Here is a 17,176-nt window from a genome sequence, read left to right on the forward strand (position 1 = left end):
AACGGTCAGACCTAGACAACAGCAAGTGCACGAATGTCATGTACGCCACGTGCCTCAGCGGTACGTGGCGTGCGTGGTGAGGAGAGTCTTTTGAGTCATCCGCATCCTGAACTCGGCGCCCCGCCGAAGCTGCCCAAGGGCGGCCTGCGCGTCACCCCGCTCGGCGGCCTCGGCGAGATCGGCCGCAATATGACGGTCTTCGAGTACGACGGCCGGCTGCTGATCGTCGACTGCGGTGTCCTCTTCCCCGAGGAGGAGCAGCCCGGTATCGACCTGATCCTGCCGGACTTCTCCACCATCGCGGACCGTCTCGACGACGTCGAGGGCATCGTGCTCACGCACGGGCACGAGGACCACATCGGCGGCGTCCCGTTCCTGCTCCGGCTGAAGCCCGACATCCCGCTGATCGGCTCCAAGCTGACACTCGCCCTGATCGAGGCGAAGCTCCAGGAGCACCGCATCCGCCCGTACACCCTCGAGGTGACGGAGGGACACCGCGAGCGCATCGGCCCCTTCGACTGCGAGTTCGTCGCGGTCAACCACTCCATCCCGGACGCGCTGGCGGTCGCCATCCGTACTCCCGCGGGCATGGTGGTCCACACCGGCGACTTCAAGATGGACCAGCTCCCGCTGGACCGCCGCCTCACGGACCTCCCGACCTTCGCCAGGCTGGGCGAAGAGGGCATCGACCTGCTGCTCTCGGACTCCACCAACGCCGAGGTCCCGGGCTTCGTCCCGCCCGAGCGGGACATCTCCAACGTCCTGCGGACGGTGTTCGCGAACGCCCAGAAGCGGATCATCGTGGCGAGCTTCGCCAGCCACGTCCACCGCATCCAGCAGATCCTCGATGCGGCCCATGAGTACGGACGCCGTGTTGCCTTCGTCGGGCGCTCCATGGTCCGCAACATGGGGATCGCCCGTGACCTGGGATATCTGAAGGTCCCGGCCGGCCTTGTCGTGGACGTCAAGACGCTCGACGACCTTCCCGACGACGAGGTCGTACTCGTCTGCACGGGCTCTCAGGGCGAGCCGATGGCGGCGCTCTCCCGGATGGCCAACCGCGACCACCAGATCCGCATCGTCCCCGGCGACACGGTGATCCTGGCGTCTTCCCTCATCCCGGGTAACGAGAACGCGGTCTACCGCGTGATCAACGGCTTGAGCAGGTGGGGCGCGGACGTCATCCACAAGGGCAACGCCAAGGTCCATGTCTCGGGCCACGCCTCGGCGGGCGAGCTCCTGTACTTCTACAACATCTGCAAGCCGAAGAACTTGATGCCGGTCCACGGCGAGTGGCGCCACCTGCGGGCCAATGCCGAACTCGGCGCACTGACGGGCGTCCCGAAGGACCGCATCGTCATCGCGGAGGACGGTGTCGTCGTCGACCTCGTCGACGGCAAGGCCAAGATCGTCGGCAAGGTCCAGGCGGGCTATGTGTATGTCGACGGACTCTCGGTCGGCGATGTCACCGAGACCTCTCTCAAGGACCGCCGCATTCTGGGAGACGAGGGCATCATCTCGGTCTTCATCGTGGTGGACAGCACCACCGGCAAGATCGTCGGCGGCCCGCACATCCAGGCCCGGGGCTCCGGTATCGACGACTCGGTGTTCGTCGGCGTCGTGCCCAAGATCGAAGAGGCGCTCAACAAGTCCGCACAGGACGGCGTCGTAGAACCCCATCAGCTGCAGCAACTCGTCCGCCGCTCGGTGGGCAAGTGGGTCTCCGACACCTACCGCCGGCGCCCGATGATCCTCCCGGTCGTCGTCGAGGTCTGACGCGTCAACTACGGAGCGGGGCCCCCGATTTGCATCGGGGCGCCCCGCTCCAGTACGTTTACGTCTCCACCTGAACGGGACACCGACGCACTCGTGCGCTCGGATGCAGTACCCGAACGGGGCGGGAATTCCGACTCAGATTCTCTGATAAAGTCGGATCAGCCGAAAGGCAAAAGGCTCCCAACGGCCACTGGAATCGAATTCCGAACCGGAAACGGAACGGGAAAAGGATCTGGTAAGGTTGGAAACACGAAGGGAAGCGCCCGGAGGAAAGCCTCAGACAGTGTTCTGTGGGTGAGTACAAAGGAAGCGTCCGTTCCTTGAGAACTCAACAGCGTGCCAAAAGTCAACGCCAGATATGTTGATACCCCGGCCTGTTTCGGCAGGTTCGAGGTTCCTTTGAAAGTCCTGTCCCTGCTCATTGCAGCGGGGCGGGCAATGACACAGCGAGGACGCTGTGAACAGTCGGTCTTATTCCGATCGGCTGTTCCGCTCTTGTGGTGTTGATCCCGATTACGGGAGAACATTCATGGAGAGTTTGATCCTGGCTCAGGACGAACGCTGGCGGCGTGCTTAACACATGCAAGTCGAACGATGAAGCCCTTCGGGGTGGATTAGTGGCGAACGGGTGAGTAACACGTGGGCAATCTGCCCTTCACTCTGGGACAAGCCCTGGAAACGGGGTCTAATACCGGATAACACTCCTTCCTGCATGGGGAGGGGTTGAAAGCTCCGGCGGTGAAGGATGAGCCCGCGGCCTATCAGCTTGTTGGTGGGGTGATGGCCTACCAAGGCGACGACGGGTAGCCGGCCTGAGAGGGCGACCGGCCACACTGGGACTGAGACACGGCCCAGACTCCTACGGGAGGCAGCAGTGGGGAATATTGCACAATGGGCGAAAGCCTGATGCAGCGACGCCGCGTGAGGGATGACGGCCTTCGGGTTGTAAACCTCTTTCAGCAGGGAAGAAGCGAAAGTGACGGTACCTGCAGAAGAAGCGCCGGCTAACTACGTGCCAGCAGCCGCGGTAATACGTAGGGCGCAAGCGTTGTCCGGAATTATTGGGCGTAAAGAGCTCGTAGGCGGCTTGTCACGTCGGATGTGAAAGCCCGGGGCTTAACCCCGGGTCTGCATTCGATACGGGCTAGCTAGAGTGTGGTAGGGGAGATCGGAATTCCTGGTGTAGCGGTGAAATGCGCAGATATCAGGAGGAACACCGGTGGCGAAGGCGGATCTCTGGGCCATTACTGACGCTGAGGAGCGAAAGCGTGGGGAGCGAACAGGATTAGATACCCTGGTAGTCCACGCCGTAAACGTTGGGAACTAGGTGTTGGCGACATTCCACGTCGTCGGTGCCGCAGCTAACGCATTAAGTTCCCCGCCTGGGGAGTACGGCCGCAAGGCTAAAACTCAAAGGAATTGACGGGGGCCCGCACAAGCAGCGGAGCATGTGGCTTAATTCGACGCAACGCGAAGAACCTTACCAAGGCTTGACATATACCGGAAAGCATCAGAGATGGTGCCCCCCTTGTGGTCGGTATACAGGTGGTGCATGGCTGTCGTCAGCTCGTGTCGTGAGATGTTGGGTTAAGTCCCGCAACGAGCGCAACCCTTGTTCTGTGTTGCCAGCATGCCCTTCGGGGTGATGGGGACTCACAGGAGACTGCCGGGGTCAACTCGGAGGAAGGTGGGGACGACGTCAAGTCATCATGCCCCTTATGTCTTGGGCTGCACACGTGCTACAATGGCCGGTACAATGAGCTGCGATGCCGCGAGGCGGAGCGAATCTCAAAAAGCCGGTCTCAGTTCGGATTGGGGTCTGCAACTCGACCCCATGAAGTCGGAGTTGCTAGTAATCGCAGATCAGCATTGCTGCGGTGAATACGTTCCCGGGCCTTGTACACACCGCCCGTCACGTCACGAAAGTCGGTAACACCCGAAGCCGGTGGCCCAACCCCTTGTGGGAGGGAGCTGTCGAAGGTGGGACTGGCGATTGGGACGAAGTCGTAACAAGGTAGCCGTACCGGAAGGTGCGGCTGGATCACCTCCTTTCTAAGGAGCACTTCTTACCGGGCTTGCCCGGTCAGAGGCCAGAACACCGGCGAATGTCCGGTGCTGGTTGCTCATGGGTGGAACGTTGACTATTCGGCACGGTTTCCTGGCTTCACTAGTACTGCTTCGGCGTGGAACGTGAGGGTTGGGGGGTCGTGCCGGGCGCGCTGTTGGGTATCTGAGGGTGCGAGCGTGAGCTCGCCCTTCGCGATGCCGGCCCCGGTGAACTCGCTCGTGAGAGCGGGGTGGTGGGTGGCTGGTCGTTGTTTGAGAACTGCACAGTGGACGCGAGCATCTGTGGCCAAGTTTTTAAGGGCGCACGGTGGATGCCTTGGCACCAGGAACCGATGAAGGACGTGGGAGGCCACGATAGTCCCCGGGGAGCCGTCAACCAGGCTTTGATCCGGGGGTTTCCGAATGGGGAAACCCGGCAGTCGTCATGGGCTGTCACCCGCTGCTGAACACATAGGCAGTGTGGAGGGAACGAGGGGAAGTGAAACATCTCAGTACCCTCAGGAAGAGAAAACAACCGTGATTCCGGGAGTAGTGGCGAGCGAAACCGGATGAGGCCAAACCGTATGCGTGTGATACCCGGCAGGGGTTGCGCATACGGGGTTGTGGGATTTCTCTGGATCAGTCTGCCGACTGGTCGGCGAGTCAGAAACCGTATGGATAGGCGAAGGACATGCGAAAGGTCCGGCGTAGAGGGTAAGACCCCCGTAGCTGAAATTCATACGGCTCGCTTGAGAAACACCCAAGTAGCACGGGGCCCGAGAAATCCCGTGTGAATCTGGCGGGACCACCCGCTAAGCCTAAATATTCCCTGGTGACCGATAGCGGATAGTACCGTGAGGGAATGGTGAAAAGTACCGCGGGAGCGGAGTGAAATAGTACCTGAAACCGTGTGCCTACAAGCCGTGGGAGCGTCGCTGGCAGCACTTGTGCTGTCAGTCGTGACTGCGTGCCTTTTGAAGAATGAGCCTGCGAGTTTGCGGTGTGTTGCGAGGTTAACCCGTGTGGGGAAGCCGTAGCGAAAGCGAGTCCGAACAGGGCGATTCAGTAGCGCGCTCAAGACCCGAAGCGGAGTGATCTAGCCATGGGCAGGTTGAAGCGGAGGTAAGACTTCGTGGAGGACCGAACCCACCAGGGTTGAAAACCTGGGGGATGACCTGTGGTTAGGGGTGAAAGGCCAATCAAACTCCGTGATAGCTGGTTCTCCCCGAAATGCATTTAGGTGCAGCGTCGTGTGTTTCTTGCCGGAGGTAGAGCACTGGATAGGCGATGGGCCCTACCGGGTTACTGACCTTAGCCAAACTCCGAATGCCGGTAAGTGAGAGCGCGGCAGTGAGACTGTGGGGGATAAGCTCCATGGTCGAGAGGGAAACAGCCCAGAGCATCGACTAAGGCCCCTAAGCGTACGCTAAGTGGGAAAGGATGTGGAGTCGCAGAGACAACCAGGAGGTTGGCTTAGAAGCAGCCACCCTTGAAAGAGTGCGTAATAGCTCACTGGTCAAGTGATTCCGCGCCGACAATGTAGCGGGGCTCAAGCGTACCGCCGAAGTCGTGTCATTCGTACACATATCCCCAACGGGAGTACGGATGGGTAGGGGAGCGTCGTGTGCCGGGTGAAGCCGCCGCGGAAGCGAGTGGTGGACGGTTCACGAGTGAGAATGCAGGCATGAGTAGCGATACACACGTGAGAAACGTGTGCGCCGATTGACTAAGGGTTCCTGGGTCAAGCTGATCTGCCCAGGGTAAGTCGGGACCTAAGGCGAGGCCGACAGGCGTAGTCGATGGACAACCGGTTGATATTCCGGTACCCGCTTTGAAACGCCCAGTATCGAGCCCATTAATGCTAAGGCCGTGAAGCCGCCCTGATCTCTTCGGAGTTGAGGGGAGTGGTGGAGCCGCCGGCCCAAGATGGTAGTAGGTAAGCGATGGGGTGACGCAGGAAGGTAGTCCAGCCCGGGCGGTGGTTGTCCCGGGGTAAGGGTGTAGGCCGTGTGATAGGCAAATCCGTCACACATCAAGGCTGAGACCTGATGCCGAGCCGATTGTGGTGAAGTGGATGATCCTATGCTGTCGAGAAAAGCCTCTAGCGAGTTTCATGGCGGCCCGTACCCTAAACCGACTCAGGTGGTCAGGTAGAGAATACCGAGGCGTTCGGGTGAACTATGGTTAAGGAACTCGGCAAAATGCCCCCGTAACTTCGGGAGAAGGGGGGCCATCACCGGTGACGGCATTTACTGCCAGAGCTGGGGGTGGCCGCAGAGACCAGCGAGAAGCGACTGTTTACTAAAAACACAGGTCCGTGCGAAGCCGTAAGGCGATGTATACGGACTGACGCCTGCCCGGTGCTGGAACGTTAAGGGGACCGGTTAGTCACATTTCGGTGTGGCGAAGCTGAGAACTTAAGCGCCAGTAAACGGCGGTGGTAACTATAACCATCCTAAGGTAGCGAAATTCCTTGTCGGGTAAGTTCCGACCTGCACGAATGGCGTAACGACTTCTCGACTGTCTCAACCATAGGCCCGGTGAAATTGCACTACGAGTAAAGATGCTCGTTTCGCGCAGCAGGACGGAAAGACCCCGGGACCTTTACTACAGTTTGATATTGGTGTTCGGTTCGGCTTGTGTAGGATAGGTGGGAGACTTTGAAGCGGCCACGCCAGTGGTTGTGGAGTCGCCGTTGAAATACCACTCTGGTCGTGCTGGATGTCTAACCTGGGTCCGTGATCCGGATCAGGGACAGTGTCTGATGGGTAGTTTAACTGGGGCGGTTGCCTCCTAAAGAGTAACGGAGGCGCCCAAAGGTTCCCTCAGCCTGGTTGGCAATCAGGTGTTGAGTGTAAGTGCACAAGGGAGCTTGACTGTGAGACCGACGGGTCGAGCAGGGACGAAAGTCGGGACTAGTGATCCGGCGGTGGCTTGTGGAAGCGCCGTCGCTCAACGGATAAAAGGTACCCCGGGGATAACAGGCTGATCTTCCCCAAGAGTCCATATCGACGGGATGGTTTGGCACCTCGATGTCGGCTCGTCGCATCCTGGGGCTGGAGTCGGTCCCAAGGGTTGGGCTGTTCGCCCATTAAAGCGGTACGCGAGCTGGGTTTAGAACGTCGTGAGACAGTTCGGTCCCTATCCGCTGCGCGCGCAGGAGTCTTGAGAAGGGCTGTCCCTAGTACGAGAGGACCGGGACGGACGAACCTCTGGTGTGCCAGTTGTCCTGCCAAGGGCATGGCTGGTTGGCTACGTTCGGAAAGGATAACCGCTGAAAGCATCTAAGCGGGAAGCCTGCTTCGAGATGAGGACTCCCACCCCCTTGAGGGGTTAAGGCTCCCAGTAGACGACTGGGTTGATAGGCCAGATGTGGAAGCCGGGCAACCGGTGAAGCTGACTGGTACTAATAGGCCGAGGGCTTGTCCTCAGTTGCTCGCGTCCACTGTGTTAGTTCTGAAGCAACGAACTGTCGAGTCCCCCTGTGGGATTCCGGGTCGTACATCTTCATAGAGTTTCGGTGGTCATAGCGTTAGGGAAACGCCCGGTTACATTCCGAACCCGGAAGCTAAGCCTTTCAGCGCCGATGGTACTGCAGGGGGGACCCTGTGGGAGAGTAGGACACCGCCGAACAATCATTGTGGGAAAGCCCCGCACCGTTATGGTGCGGGGCTTTTCTGCGTTCGGGCCCCATTACGCCAACCCGCTCGATTCGTATGCCCCGCCCGACTAGGAGAGGCCGTTGCGGTGGCGACAACGAATCCTGGGTGTGCTCGAACCTGTCCGCATCGGCGCATGGTGGCAGGACGGGCACGGCCGGTCCGGAGGAGAGGAACGGATGGTTCTGAGCAGTCGGGTGTTCAGGGTATGATCTATCGTGTTGCCGCAGGACAGCAGGCCCCAATAGCTCAGTCGGTAGAGCGTCTCCATGGTAAGGAGAAGGTCTACGGTTCGATTCCGTATTGGGGCTCGGCAAAGGAGAAGGCCCCCGCCAAGTGGCGGGGGCCTTCTTAGTGTTCAGGCCCTGTGGGGCTCCGGGATGCGCATCGCGAGGATGGCCATGTCGTCGGAGGCGGGTTCGGCCGCGAAGCGCTCCACGGCACGCAGGACGCGGCTGGCGACCGCCCCCGCCGTCAGGCCGGTGCAGGTCCTCAGGACGTCGATCAGGCCGTCGTCGCCCATCATGCGGGTGCCCTCGCGGCGTTCGGTGACGCCGTCCGTGACACAGAGCAGGACGTCGCCGGGGTCGAGGGTCACCATCTGCTCGTACAGCTCCAGGTCTTCCATGACGCCGAGGAGGGGCTGCGGCTCCGCTGCCGGTTCCACGCTGCCGTCCTGACGCAGACGCAGCGGCAGAGGATGGCCGGCGCAGACGACCTTGAGAACTGCGCTGCCGTCCTCCTGGGGCCACAACTCCCCGTACAGGAGTGTGAGGAAGCGGCTGCGGGCGCCTTCGTCGAGGATTGCCGCGTTCAGTCGCTCGAGTACCGCAGGGCCGCCGAAGCCCTCGCGGGCGAGCAGGCGCAGAGCATGGCGGGCGAGGCCGGTCACGGCCGCGGCTTCCGGGCCCGTACCGCAGACGTCGCCGATGGCGAAGCCGTACGCGCCGTCGCGGATGGGGAAGAGGTCGTAGAAGTCGCCGCCGACTTCGTTGCCTTCGCCGGCCGCGCGGTAGATGACCTCGACCTCGACGCCGGGGATCTGGGGCAGGCCCGGCGGCAGCAGGCTGCGCTGCAGGGCCTGGCTGATGGCTGTGCGCTCGGAGTACAGCCGGGCGTTGTCGAGGGCGAGGGCCGCTCGACGGGAGAGGTCCTCGGCGAGTTCCAGGATCTCCTGGCGGAAGTGGTCGTCGGAAGGCTTGCCGAGGACCAGCATGCCGATGACACGGTTGCGGGCGACGAGCGGCAGGACGACCGTCTCGCCGCCGACCGCTGCGGCCGTGGCGCGTGTGGTGCCGATGCCGGAGGAGACAGGTGAAGTGGAGCCCAGGCCGAGTTCGCGCTTGGAGGTGCGCAGAGCCGCTCGTTGGGCGGCGTCGGCCGGAGCGGCCCAGACGCGGGCTCCCGGGGCGGGGACCGGGTCGGGCGGGGCGATTTTGGAGAGGAGCGCCTTGAGTCCGTCGATGCGATCCTCGTCCTCGTGGAGTACGTAACTGAGGTACGGGTCCGAGGCCTGGTCGGCGATCGTGTAGACGGCGCACCAGGTGGCGAGGGTGGGCACCGTCATCTGGGCCATCAGCGCCAGGGTTTGGTCGCGGTCGAGCGTTCCGGCGAGCAGGTCGGAGGCCTCGACGAGGAAGGAGAGCGAGCCGCGGCGCAGGCGTTCCAGCTCGCCCAGGCGGGCCGATTCCACGGCCAGGGCGATGCGGTCGGCGGCGAACTGGAGGCGCAGGGCCTCCTCGTTGGAGTAGCGGCCCGAGGATTCGGCGGCGACGCCGAGGGAGCCGGTGAGGCGGCCCTCCACCTTCAGCGGGACGGTGACGACCGAGCGCATCCCGGTGGAGTTGAGCAGCGGGACGGCGCCAGGGACGGCGGTGAGGTCCTCGTGGACGGCGGGCATTCTGGCTGAGCCGTAGCGGCCGGTGCCGGCTTCCACCGGGACGCGGGCGAAGCGCTGGCGGGCCGAGGGGAGGCCTGTGGTGGCGCGTACTTCGAGTTCGGTCTCGTCGTCGGTGGCCAGCAGCAGGAAAGCGGCGTCGCCGTCGAGCATGTCGCGGGCGCGCTCGACGGTGCGCTGGAGGAGGCCGTCGAGGTCGTCGGGGGCGGGGGAGCCGATGAAGACCTCGAAGGGGTCGGTGGCGTGGCTCTCGCCGCTCTCGGTGACCGGGACGCGCTGGGGGCTCTGGATGACGGCGCGTTCGTCGTCGCGTACGAGAAGGCAGACCGTGGAGGGCTCGCCGTTGGTGTCCCGTACCCGAAGGTGGGAGGCGTAGACGGGGACGACGCGGCCGTCGGTGCCCCGGATGCCGTAGCTGCCTTCCCAGCGGGAGAGTTGGAGGGCCTCGACGATGCCGGTGCCGATGCCGGGGGTGTGCGGCCAGGCGGCGAAGTCGGTCAGCGGCTTGCCGATGACGTGCTCGGCGGCGTATCCGAAGAGGTGCTGGGCGTCCTCGTTCCAGACGGAGATCGAACCGCTGCGGTCGATCTGGGTGACGGCGACGCGTACGCGTTCGTCGGCCACCGGGAGCAGGGCGACGGGCATGACCGGGCCGGCGGATCGGGTGCCCACCGGGCGCTGGGGGAGGTCGAGTTGGAACCACACCTGTTTGTAGGTGGGGGTGTACTCGACGCCCCAGCGGGAGGCGAGTGCGGCGCACAGCAGGAGTCCCCGGCCGTTCTCGCGGTCCGGGCTGCCGAGCGACAGGCCGGTGCCCTGGATCGGGATTTCGCGCTCGGGGTAGCGGTCGGCGACTTCGACCCGTACGCCGTCCTCTGTGCGCAGACAGAGAACGTCGGCCGAGGTGCCGGCGTGTACGACGGCATTGGTGACGAGCTCGCTGGTGAGGACGACCGCATCATCGACGACGTCGGCATACCCCCACCCCTGGAGGGTGTCGCGGACAAAGGCGCGGGCGGTCGCGACGGACCGTCCCACAGGGTCGAAGCTGGCAGCCGCCCGCGCGGTGATCACAGAACTCCTCGTACGCGTCTCGACGCCCGGCTCTGCCATGATTCGGCCTGCCCCTCCCGGTGCCCGCTGGTAGTACTTGCGCCACCCCGCCCCCGCCGGGCGGACCGGAGCGGGTGGACAGCCGGATGCCAGGTTACTTACCTTCGCTGTCCGAGCGGATGCGGGTTACCGCTGTTTCCGCCCACCGAGGGCGGGGACGCTATGCGAAGCTGCCGAACTGTTATGGCCTTGTTCGGCCATGGTGAAACACTGGGCAGGCTTCCTGAGACAGCCCGGGCAGTACGGTCAACCCCTGCGGGAGGGACACGGTGGAGTCTGGCGTGGCGGCGCGTGGCAAGAACACGCGCGCGAAAGGCGGACGGGCCCGGAACAATGGGACGACCGAAGTGGACGCGGCAGCCCTGAACAGGCTGCTGGCGGCTCTGGTGTCGATGCGGGACGGAAACTTCCGCAGGCGTCTGACCGTGTCCGGCGACGGCGTTATGTCCGAAATTGCCGCTGTATTCAACGAAGTCGCCGACCGTAATCTCCACCTCACGGGTGAGCTCGCACGGGTACGCAGGATGGTCGGGCGCGAGGGGAAGCTGACCGAGCGGCTGGAGACGGGGGCCTGTGAGGGCTCCTGGGCGGCCGCGATCGACGCCTCGAACGCCCTGGTGGACGATCTGGCGCGGCCGGTGTCCGAGGTGGGACGGGTGCTCTCGGCGGTCGCCGAGGGTGACCTGGAGCAGCGTATGGAGCTGCGCTCGCACGCTGTGGACAGGGCGGACGGGTCCGACGGGAACGTACGGCCGCTGCGCGGCGAGTTCCTGAAGGTCGCGCGGACCGTGAACAACCTGGTCGACCAGTTGTCGGCGTTCACCGACGAGGTGACGCGGGTGGCGCTGGAGGTCGGTACCGAGGGCAAACTCGGTGGCCAGGCCCAGGTGCGCGGAATGTCCGGTTCGTGGAAGGATCTCACGGATTCGGTCAACACCATGGCGTACCGATTGACCGCACAGGTGCGTGACATTGCTCTCGTCACCACGGCGGTAGCCAAGGGCGATCTGTCGCGCAAGGTCACCGTCCATGTGGCCGGCGAGATGCTTCAGCTGAAGAACACCGTCAACACGATGGTCGACCAGCTGTCCTCTTTCTCTTCCGAGGTGACCCGCGTCGCCCGGGAGGTCGGCACGGAGGGCGAGCTCGGCGGGCAGGCGGCGGTGCCCGGTGTGGCAGGTGTGTGGAAAGACCTCACCGATTCGGTGAACACCATGGCCGGAAACCTCACCTCCCAAGTGCGCGGTATCGCCGAGGTGACAACGGCGGTCGCCAATGGCGATCTGTCGCAGAAGGTCACGGTGAGCGCGCGCGGTGAGGTGGCTCAACTCGCCGAGACGATCAACCAGATGACCGAGACGCTGCGTACATTCGCGGACGAGGTCACCCGGGTGGCGAGCGAGGTCGGGGCCGAGGGTCTGCTCGGCGGGCAGGCGCAGGTGCCGGGCGCGGCCGGGACCTGGAAGGACCTCACCGATTCGGTGAACACCGTCTTCCGCAATCTGACCACTCAGGTGCGGGACATCGCGCAGGTGACGACGGCGGTCGCGAACGGTGATCTGTCGCAGAAGGTCACGGTCGATGTCGCGGGCGAGATGCTGGAGCTGAAGAACACCGTCAACACGATGGTGGACCAGCTGCAGTCCTTCGGTTCCCAGGTGACGCGGGTTGCCCGGGAGGTCGGCGTCGAGGGCCGGCTCGGCGGTCAGGCCGAGGTGCCGGGGGCGGCGGGTACGTGGAAGGACCTCACCGATTCGGTGAACACGGCGTTCCGTAACCTCACCGGCCAGGTGCGGGACATCGCGCAGGTGACGACGGCGGTCGCCAATGGTGATCTGTCGCAGAAGGTCACGGTCGATGTCGCGGGCGAGATGCTGGAGCTGAAGAACACCGTCAACACGATGGTGGCGCAGCTGTCCTCGTTCGCCGACCAGGTCACGCGGATGGCGCGGGATGTGGGTACGGAGGGCCGCCTCGGCGGCCAGGCGCGAGTCGACGGCGTCAGCGGTACCTGGAAAGAACTCACCGACTCCGTCAACTTCATGGCGGGGAACCTGACTTCGCAGGTGCGGCAGATCGCCCAGGTGACGACAGCGGTGGCCCGTGGTGATCTGTCGCAGAAGATCGACGTGGACGCGCGCGGCGAGATCCTGGAGCTGAAGAACACCATCAACACGATGGTCGACCAGCTCTCCGCGTTCGCCGAGCAGGTGACCCGGGTGGCCCGCGAGGTGGGCACTGACGGCCGGCTCGGCGGTCAGGCGCAGGTGCCGGGCGTTGCCGGTGTGTGGCGCGATCTGACGGACTCCGTGAACGGTATGGCCGAGAATCTCACCGGTCAGGTCCGTAACATCGCGCAGGTCGCCACCGCCGTGGCCCGTGGTGATCTGTCGCAGAAGATCGACGTGGACGCGCGCGGCGAGATCCTGGAGCTGAAGAACACCCTCAACACGATGGTGGACCAGCTCTCGAACTTTGCCGAGCAGGTGACCCGGGTGGCCCGTGAGGTGGGCACCGAGGGCATCCTCGGCGGCCAGGCCGAGGTGCAGGGAGTTTCCGGTACCTGGAAGGACCTCACGCAGTCCGTCAACTTCATGGCCAACAACCTGACCTCGCAGGTGCGCAATATCGCCGAAGTGACGACCGCGGTGGCCAAGGGCGACCTGTCGAAGAAGATCACTGTCGATGCCAAGGGCGAGATCCTCGAACTGGTGACGACGGTCAACACGATGGTCGACCAGCTGCTGGACTTCGCCGACGAGGTGACCAGGGTCGCCCGTGAGGTGGGTACGGAAGGTGTGCTGGGTGGTCAGGCGCGGGTGCGCGGCGTCACCGGCATCTGGAAGGACCTCAGCGACAACGTCAACCTGATGGCCAACAACCTCACCAATCAGGTGCGGAACATCTCGCGGGTCTCCGCAGCGGTTGCCAACGGTGATCTGACGAAGAAGGTGACGGTCGAGGCGAGCGGCGAGGTCGCCGAACTCGCCGACACCGTCAACACCATGGTGACGACGCTGTCGTCGTTCGCCGACGAGGTGACCCGGGTGGCCCGTGAGGTGGGCACCGAGGGCGAGCTGGGCGGTCAGGCCCATGTGCCGGGCGTCTCCGGAACCTGGAAGGACCTCACCGAGTCCGTGAACTCGATGGCGTCCAATCTGACCGGCCAGGTGCGGCAGATCGCCACGGTCACCACCGCCATCGCCAAGGGCGACCTCACCAGGAAGATCGACATCGATGCGCGGGGCGAGATCCTCGAGCTGAAGACCACCATCAACACCATGGTCGACCAGCTGTCCTCGTTCGCCGAGGAGGTCACCCGGGTGGCCCGTGAGGTGGGTACGGACGGGCAGCTGGGCGGTCAGGCGCGGGTGCGGGACGTCGACGGCACCTGGAGGGACCTCACCGAATCGGTGAACGAGATGGCCGGGAACCTCACCCGCCAGGTGCGGGCGATCGCGGCCGTCGCGACCGCGGTGACCCGTGGCGATCTCAACCTCAAGATCGATGTGGACGCGGCGGGCGAGATCCAGGTTCTGCAGGACAACATCAATACGATGATCGCGAACCTCCGCGACACCACCCTCGCCAATGAGGAACAGGACTGGCTCAAGGGCAACCTGGCCCGTATCTCGGGTCTGATGCAGGGCAGGCGCGACCTGGAAGACGTGGCTTCACTGATCATGAGTGAGCTCACGCCGGTCGTCTCCGCGCAGCACGGCGCGTTCTTCCTGGCGATGGCGACGAGCGGCGGTCCGGATGTGTCCGACGCCGGGGAGATGTCGTACGAGCTGTGCATGCGCGGCAGTTACGGCTATTCCGCGGGTCTGATGCCGACCTCGTTCCGGCCGGGCGAGACCCTCATCGGCACCGCCGCCGAGGAGAAGCGGACCATCCAGGTCAATGTGCCGCCGGGCTACCTGAGGATCTCCTCGGGGCTCGGTGAGGCCTCGCCGGCGTATGTGATCGTGCTGCCCGTGCTGTTCGAGGGGAAGGTCCTCGGTGTGATCGAGCTGGCGTCGTTCCAGCCCTTCACGCAGATCCAGCGCGACTTCCTGAACCAGATCGCCGAGATGATCGCGACGAGCGTCAACACCATCAGCGTCAATACGAAGACCGAGGTGCTGCTCAAGCAGTCGCAGGAGCTGACCGAGCAGCTGCGTGAACGCTCCGCGGAGCTGGAGAACCGGCAGAAGGCGCTCCAGGCCTCCAACGCCGAGCTGGAGGAGAAGGCCGAACTGCTGGCGCAGCAGAACCGCGACATCGAGGTGAAGAACACCGAGATCGAAGAGGCCAGGCAGGTGCTGGAGGAACGCGCCGAGCAGCTCGCGGTCTCGATGCGCTACAAGTCGGAGTTCCTGGCGAACATGTCGCACGAGCTGCGTACGCCGCTCAACTCCCTCCTGATCCTCGCCAAGTTGCTCGCGGACAACGCCGAGGGCAATCTCTCGCCGAAGCAGGTGGAATTCGCAGAGACGATCCATGGCGCGGGCTCCGATCTGCTGCAGCTGATCAACGACATCCTCGATCTGTCGAAGGTCGAGGCGGGCAAGATGGACGTCAGTCCGACGCGTATCGCGCTGGTGCAGCTCGTCGACTATGTGGAGGCGACCTTCCGGCCGCTGACCGCTGAGAAGGGTCTCGACTTCTCCGTACGGGTTTCGCCGGAGCTGCCCGCGACGCTGCACACAGACGAACAGCGGCTGCTGCAGGTGCTGCGCAACCTCCTGTCCAACGCGGTGAAGTTCACCGACAGCGGGGCGGTGGAGCTGGTGATCCGGCCGGCAAGCGCCGATGTGCCGCAGTCGATCCGCGAACAGCTGCTGGAGGCCGGTTCGCTGCGGGACGCGGACGGCGATCTGATCGCCTTCTCGGTCACCGACACAGGTATCGGGATCGCGGCCGGCAAGATGCGCGTGATCTTCGAGGCGTTCAAGCAGGCCGACGGTACGACGAGCCGTAAGTACGGCGGTACGGGCCTGGGCCTGTCGATCAGCCGGGAGATCGCCCGGCTGCTCGGCGGCGAGATCCATGCGGCGAGCGAACCGGGCCGCGGCTCGACGTTCACCCTCTATCTGCCTCTTCACCCGAGCGAACTGCCGCCGCAGGGCTACCCTCAGCTCGCTCCCGGCGCGGTCGACCCGCAGGGCGCCGCCGACGGCGATGTGGAGGACCTGGGCCGGCAGGCGCAGACGGCCGCGTCCGCCGATGTCCACGCCGGCCCGGCGGCACTGTTCCGGCGTCGCCGCAAGGCGCTGGGCGCCGTGGACCAGCGCCCGGCGCTGCCCGGCCAACTGGGCGGCCCCGCGGCGTGCCAGGAGCAGTGGGCGGCGAACGGCAGCCAGGAGACTCCGGATCCGCGGCGCACCTTCGCCTTCGACGGCGAGAAGGTGCTGATCGTCGATGACGACATCCGCAATGTCTTCGCGCTCACCAGCGTTCTGGAGCAGCACGGGCTGTCGGTGCTGTACGCGGAGAACGGCCGCGAGGGCATCGAAGTGCTGGAGCAGCACGACGATGTGACGGTCGTACTGATGGACATCATGATGCCGGAGATGGACGGGTACGCGACGACGACGGCGATCCGCAGGATGCCGCAGTTCGCCGGTCTGCCGATCATCGCGCTCACCGCGAAGGCGATGAAGGGCGACCGGGAGAAGGCCATCGAGTCGGGCGCTTCCGACTATGTCACCAAGCCGGTCGATCCCGACCATTTGCTCTCGGTGATGGAGCAGTGGATGCGCCGGGAGTGATCGATGGCCGCACGGTTCAACGCGAGTTGCTGACTGACTGTGGCCGATGGCGTGTGAGACGGCGGTATTCGGGGAACCTTCTGGTCTCCCACCACGTTTCTGCTACGTGCACAGTGACATCGCGGTGACAGGGTGTGGCGACAGGCGGGGTGCGGCTACCATGACCGGCACAAGGACGGGCGGCGCAAGGGAGTCGTCCCCTGGGGCGGCGCCCGGTGCACATCCGGGACGAGGAGGACGGGCCATGGTGCAGAAGGCCAAGATCCTCCTGGTCGATGACCGGCCGGAGAATCTGCTGGCGCTGGAGGCCATCCTCTCTGCGCTCGATCAGACACTGGTGCGGGCATCGTCAGGGGAGGAAGCGCTCAAAGCGCTACTGACGGACGACTTCGCGGTCATTCTGCTGGATGTCCAGATGCCGGGCATGGACGGATTCGAGACGGCCGCGCACATCAAGCGGCGCGAGCGGACCCGGGACATCCCGATCATCTTTCTCACCGCGATCAACCACGGCCCGCACCACACCTTCCGGGGTTATGCCGCGGGCGCGGTCGACTACATTTCCAAACCGTTCGACCCGTGGGTGCTGCGCGCGAAGGTCTCGGTCTTCGTCGAGCTCTATATGAAGAACTGCCAACTGCGTGAGCAGGCCGCGCTGCTGCGGCTCCAGCTGGAGGGCGGCGGCCAGGCGAGTCCGGGCGACACCAAGGAGCCGGCAGGCCTCCTCGCCGAGCTCTCCGCGCGGCTCGCGGCAGTTGAGGAACAGGCGGAAGCGCTGTCCAAGCAGCTCGACGAAGACTCGGCGGACGCCGCGGCCGTAGCCACCGCTGCCCATCTCGAACGCAAACTGACCGGCCTGCGCCGGGCACTGGACGCGCTGGAGCCCGGGGCCGGCGGCGGTGCGCCAACACTCCCCTCGCAGAACTGAACGG

The 17,176-nt window shown here is 64.3% G+C and carries 4 protein-coding genes, 1 tRNA gene and 3 rRNA genes; 7 read left to right on the forward strand and 1 reads right to left on the reverse strand.

The features are described 5' to 3' along the window. The first annotated feature begins 90 nt into the window (after positions 1-90). The 5 genes from OG966_RS29640 to OG966_RS29660 all read left to right on the forward strand — a co-directional run bounded on the left by OG966_RS29640 (position 91) and on the right by OG966_RS29660 (position 7,792). The gene (locus tag OG966_RS29640; protein WP_326652996.1) at positions 91-1,776 is read left to right on the forward strand and encodes a ribonuclease J; all 1,686 of its coding nucleotides are present in this window, start codon (positions 91-93) and stop codon (positions 1,774-1,776) included. 526 nt (positions 1,777-2,302) lie between these two features. After that, positions 2,303-3,828 (forward strand): 16S ribosomal RNA (locus OG966_RS29645). Between the two features lie 299 nt (positions 3,829-4,127). Continuing rightward, positions 4,128-7,252 (forward strand): 23S ribosomal RNA (locus OG966_RS29650). Between the two features lie 86 nt (positions 7,253-7,338). Then, positions 7,339-7,455 (forward strand): 5S ribosomal RNA (gene rrf, locus OG966_RS29655). The 16S, 23S and 5S rRNA genes sit together here with 1 tRNA gene alongside, the layout of an rRNA operon. Before the next feature lie 264 nt (positions 7,456-7,719). Next, positions 7,720-7,792 (forward strand) — tRNA-Thr (locus tag OG966_RS29660). A 47-nt stretch (positions 7,793-7,839) separates the two neighbouring features. Here the strand turns inward: OG966_RS29660 and OG966_RS29665 are convergent. Next, entirely contained in the window at positions 7,840-10,491 is a 2,652-nt protein-coding gene (locus tag OG966_RS29665) for a SpoIIE family protein phosphatase (RefSeq protein WP_326652997.1), read from the reverse strand. A 269-nt stretch (positions 10,492-10,760) separates the two neighbouring features. Here OG966_RS29665 and OG966_RS29670 point away from each other — a divergent pair, with 269 nt between their 5' ends. Together OG966_RS29670 and OG966_RS29675 are read left to right on the forward strand one after the other, a co-directional pair. After that, positions 10,761-16,244 carry a HAMP domain-containing protein gene (locus OG966_RS29670; protein ID WP_326652999.1) on the forward strand — a complete coding sequence of 1,828 codons (5,484 nt, stop codon included), beginning with the start codon at positions 10,761-10,763 and terminating at the stop codon, positions 16,242-16,244. Between the two features lie 244 nt (positions 16,245-16,488). Then, the gene (locus OG966_RS29675; protein ID WP_326653000.1) at positions 16,489-17,172 is read left to right on the forward strand and encodes a response regulator; all 684 of its coding nucleotides are present in this window, start codon (positions 16,489-16,491) and stop codon (positions 17,170-17,172) included. Positions 17,173-17,176 lie beyond the last annotated feature (4 nt).

Source organism: Streptomyces sp. NBC_01750, assembly GCF_035918095.1.
Classification (GTDB): Bacteria; Actinomycetota; Actinomycetes; order Streptomycetales; family Streptomycetaceae; genus Streptomyces.

Coding starts and splice junctions, on each gene's coding strand:
- OG966_RS29665 (WP_326652997.1), bottom strand. CDS start 10,491: ATGGCAGAGCCGGGCGTCGAGACGCGTACGAGGAGTTCTGTGATCACC.
- OG966_RS29675 (WP_326653000.1), top strand. CDS start 16,489: ATGGTGCAGAAGGCCAAGATCCTCCTGGTCGATGACCGGCCGGAGAAT.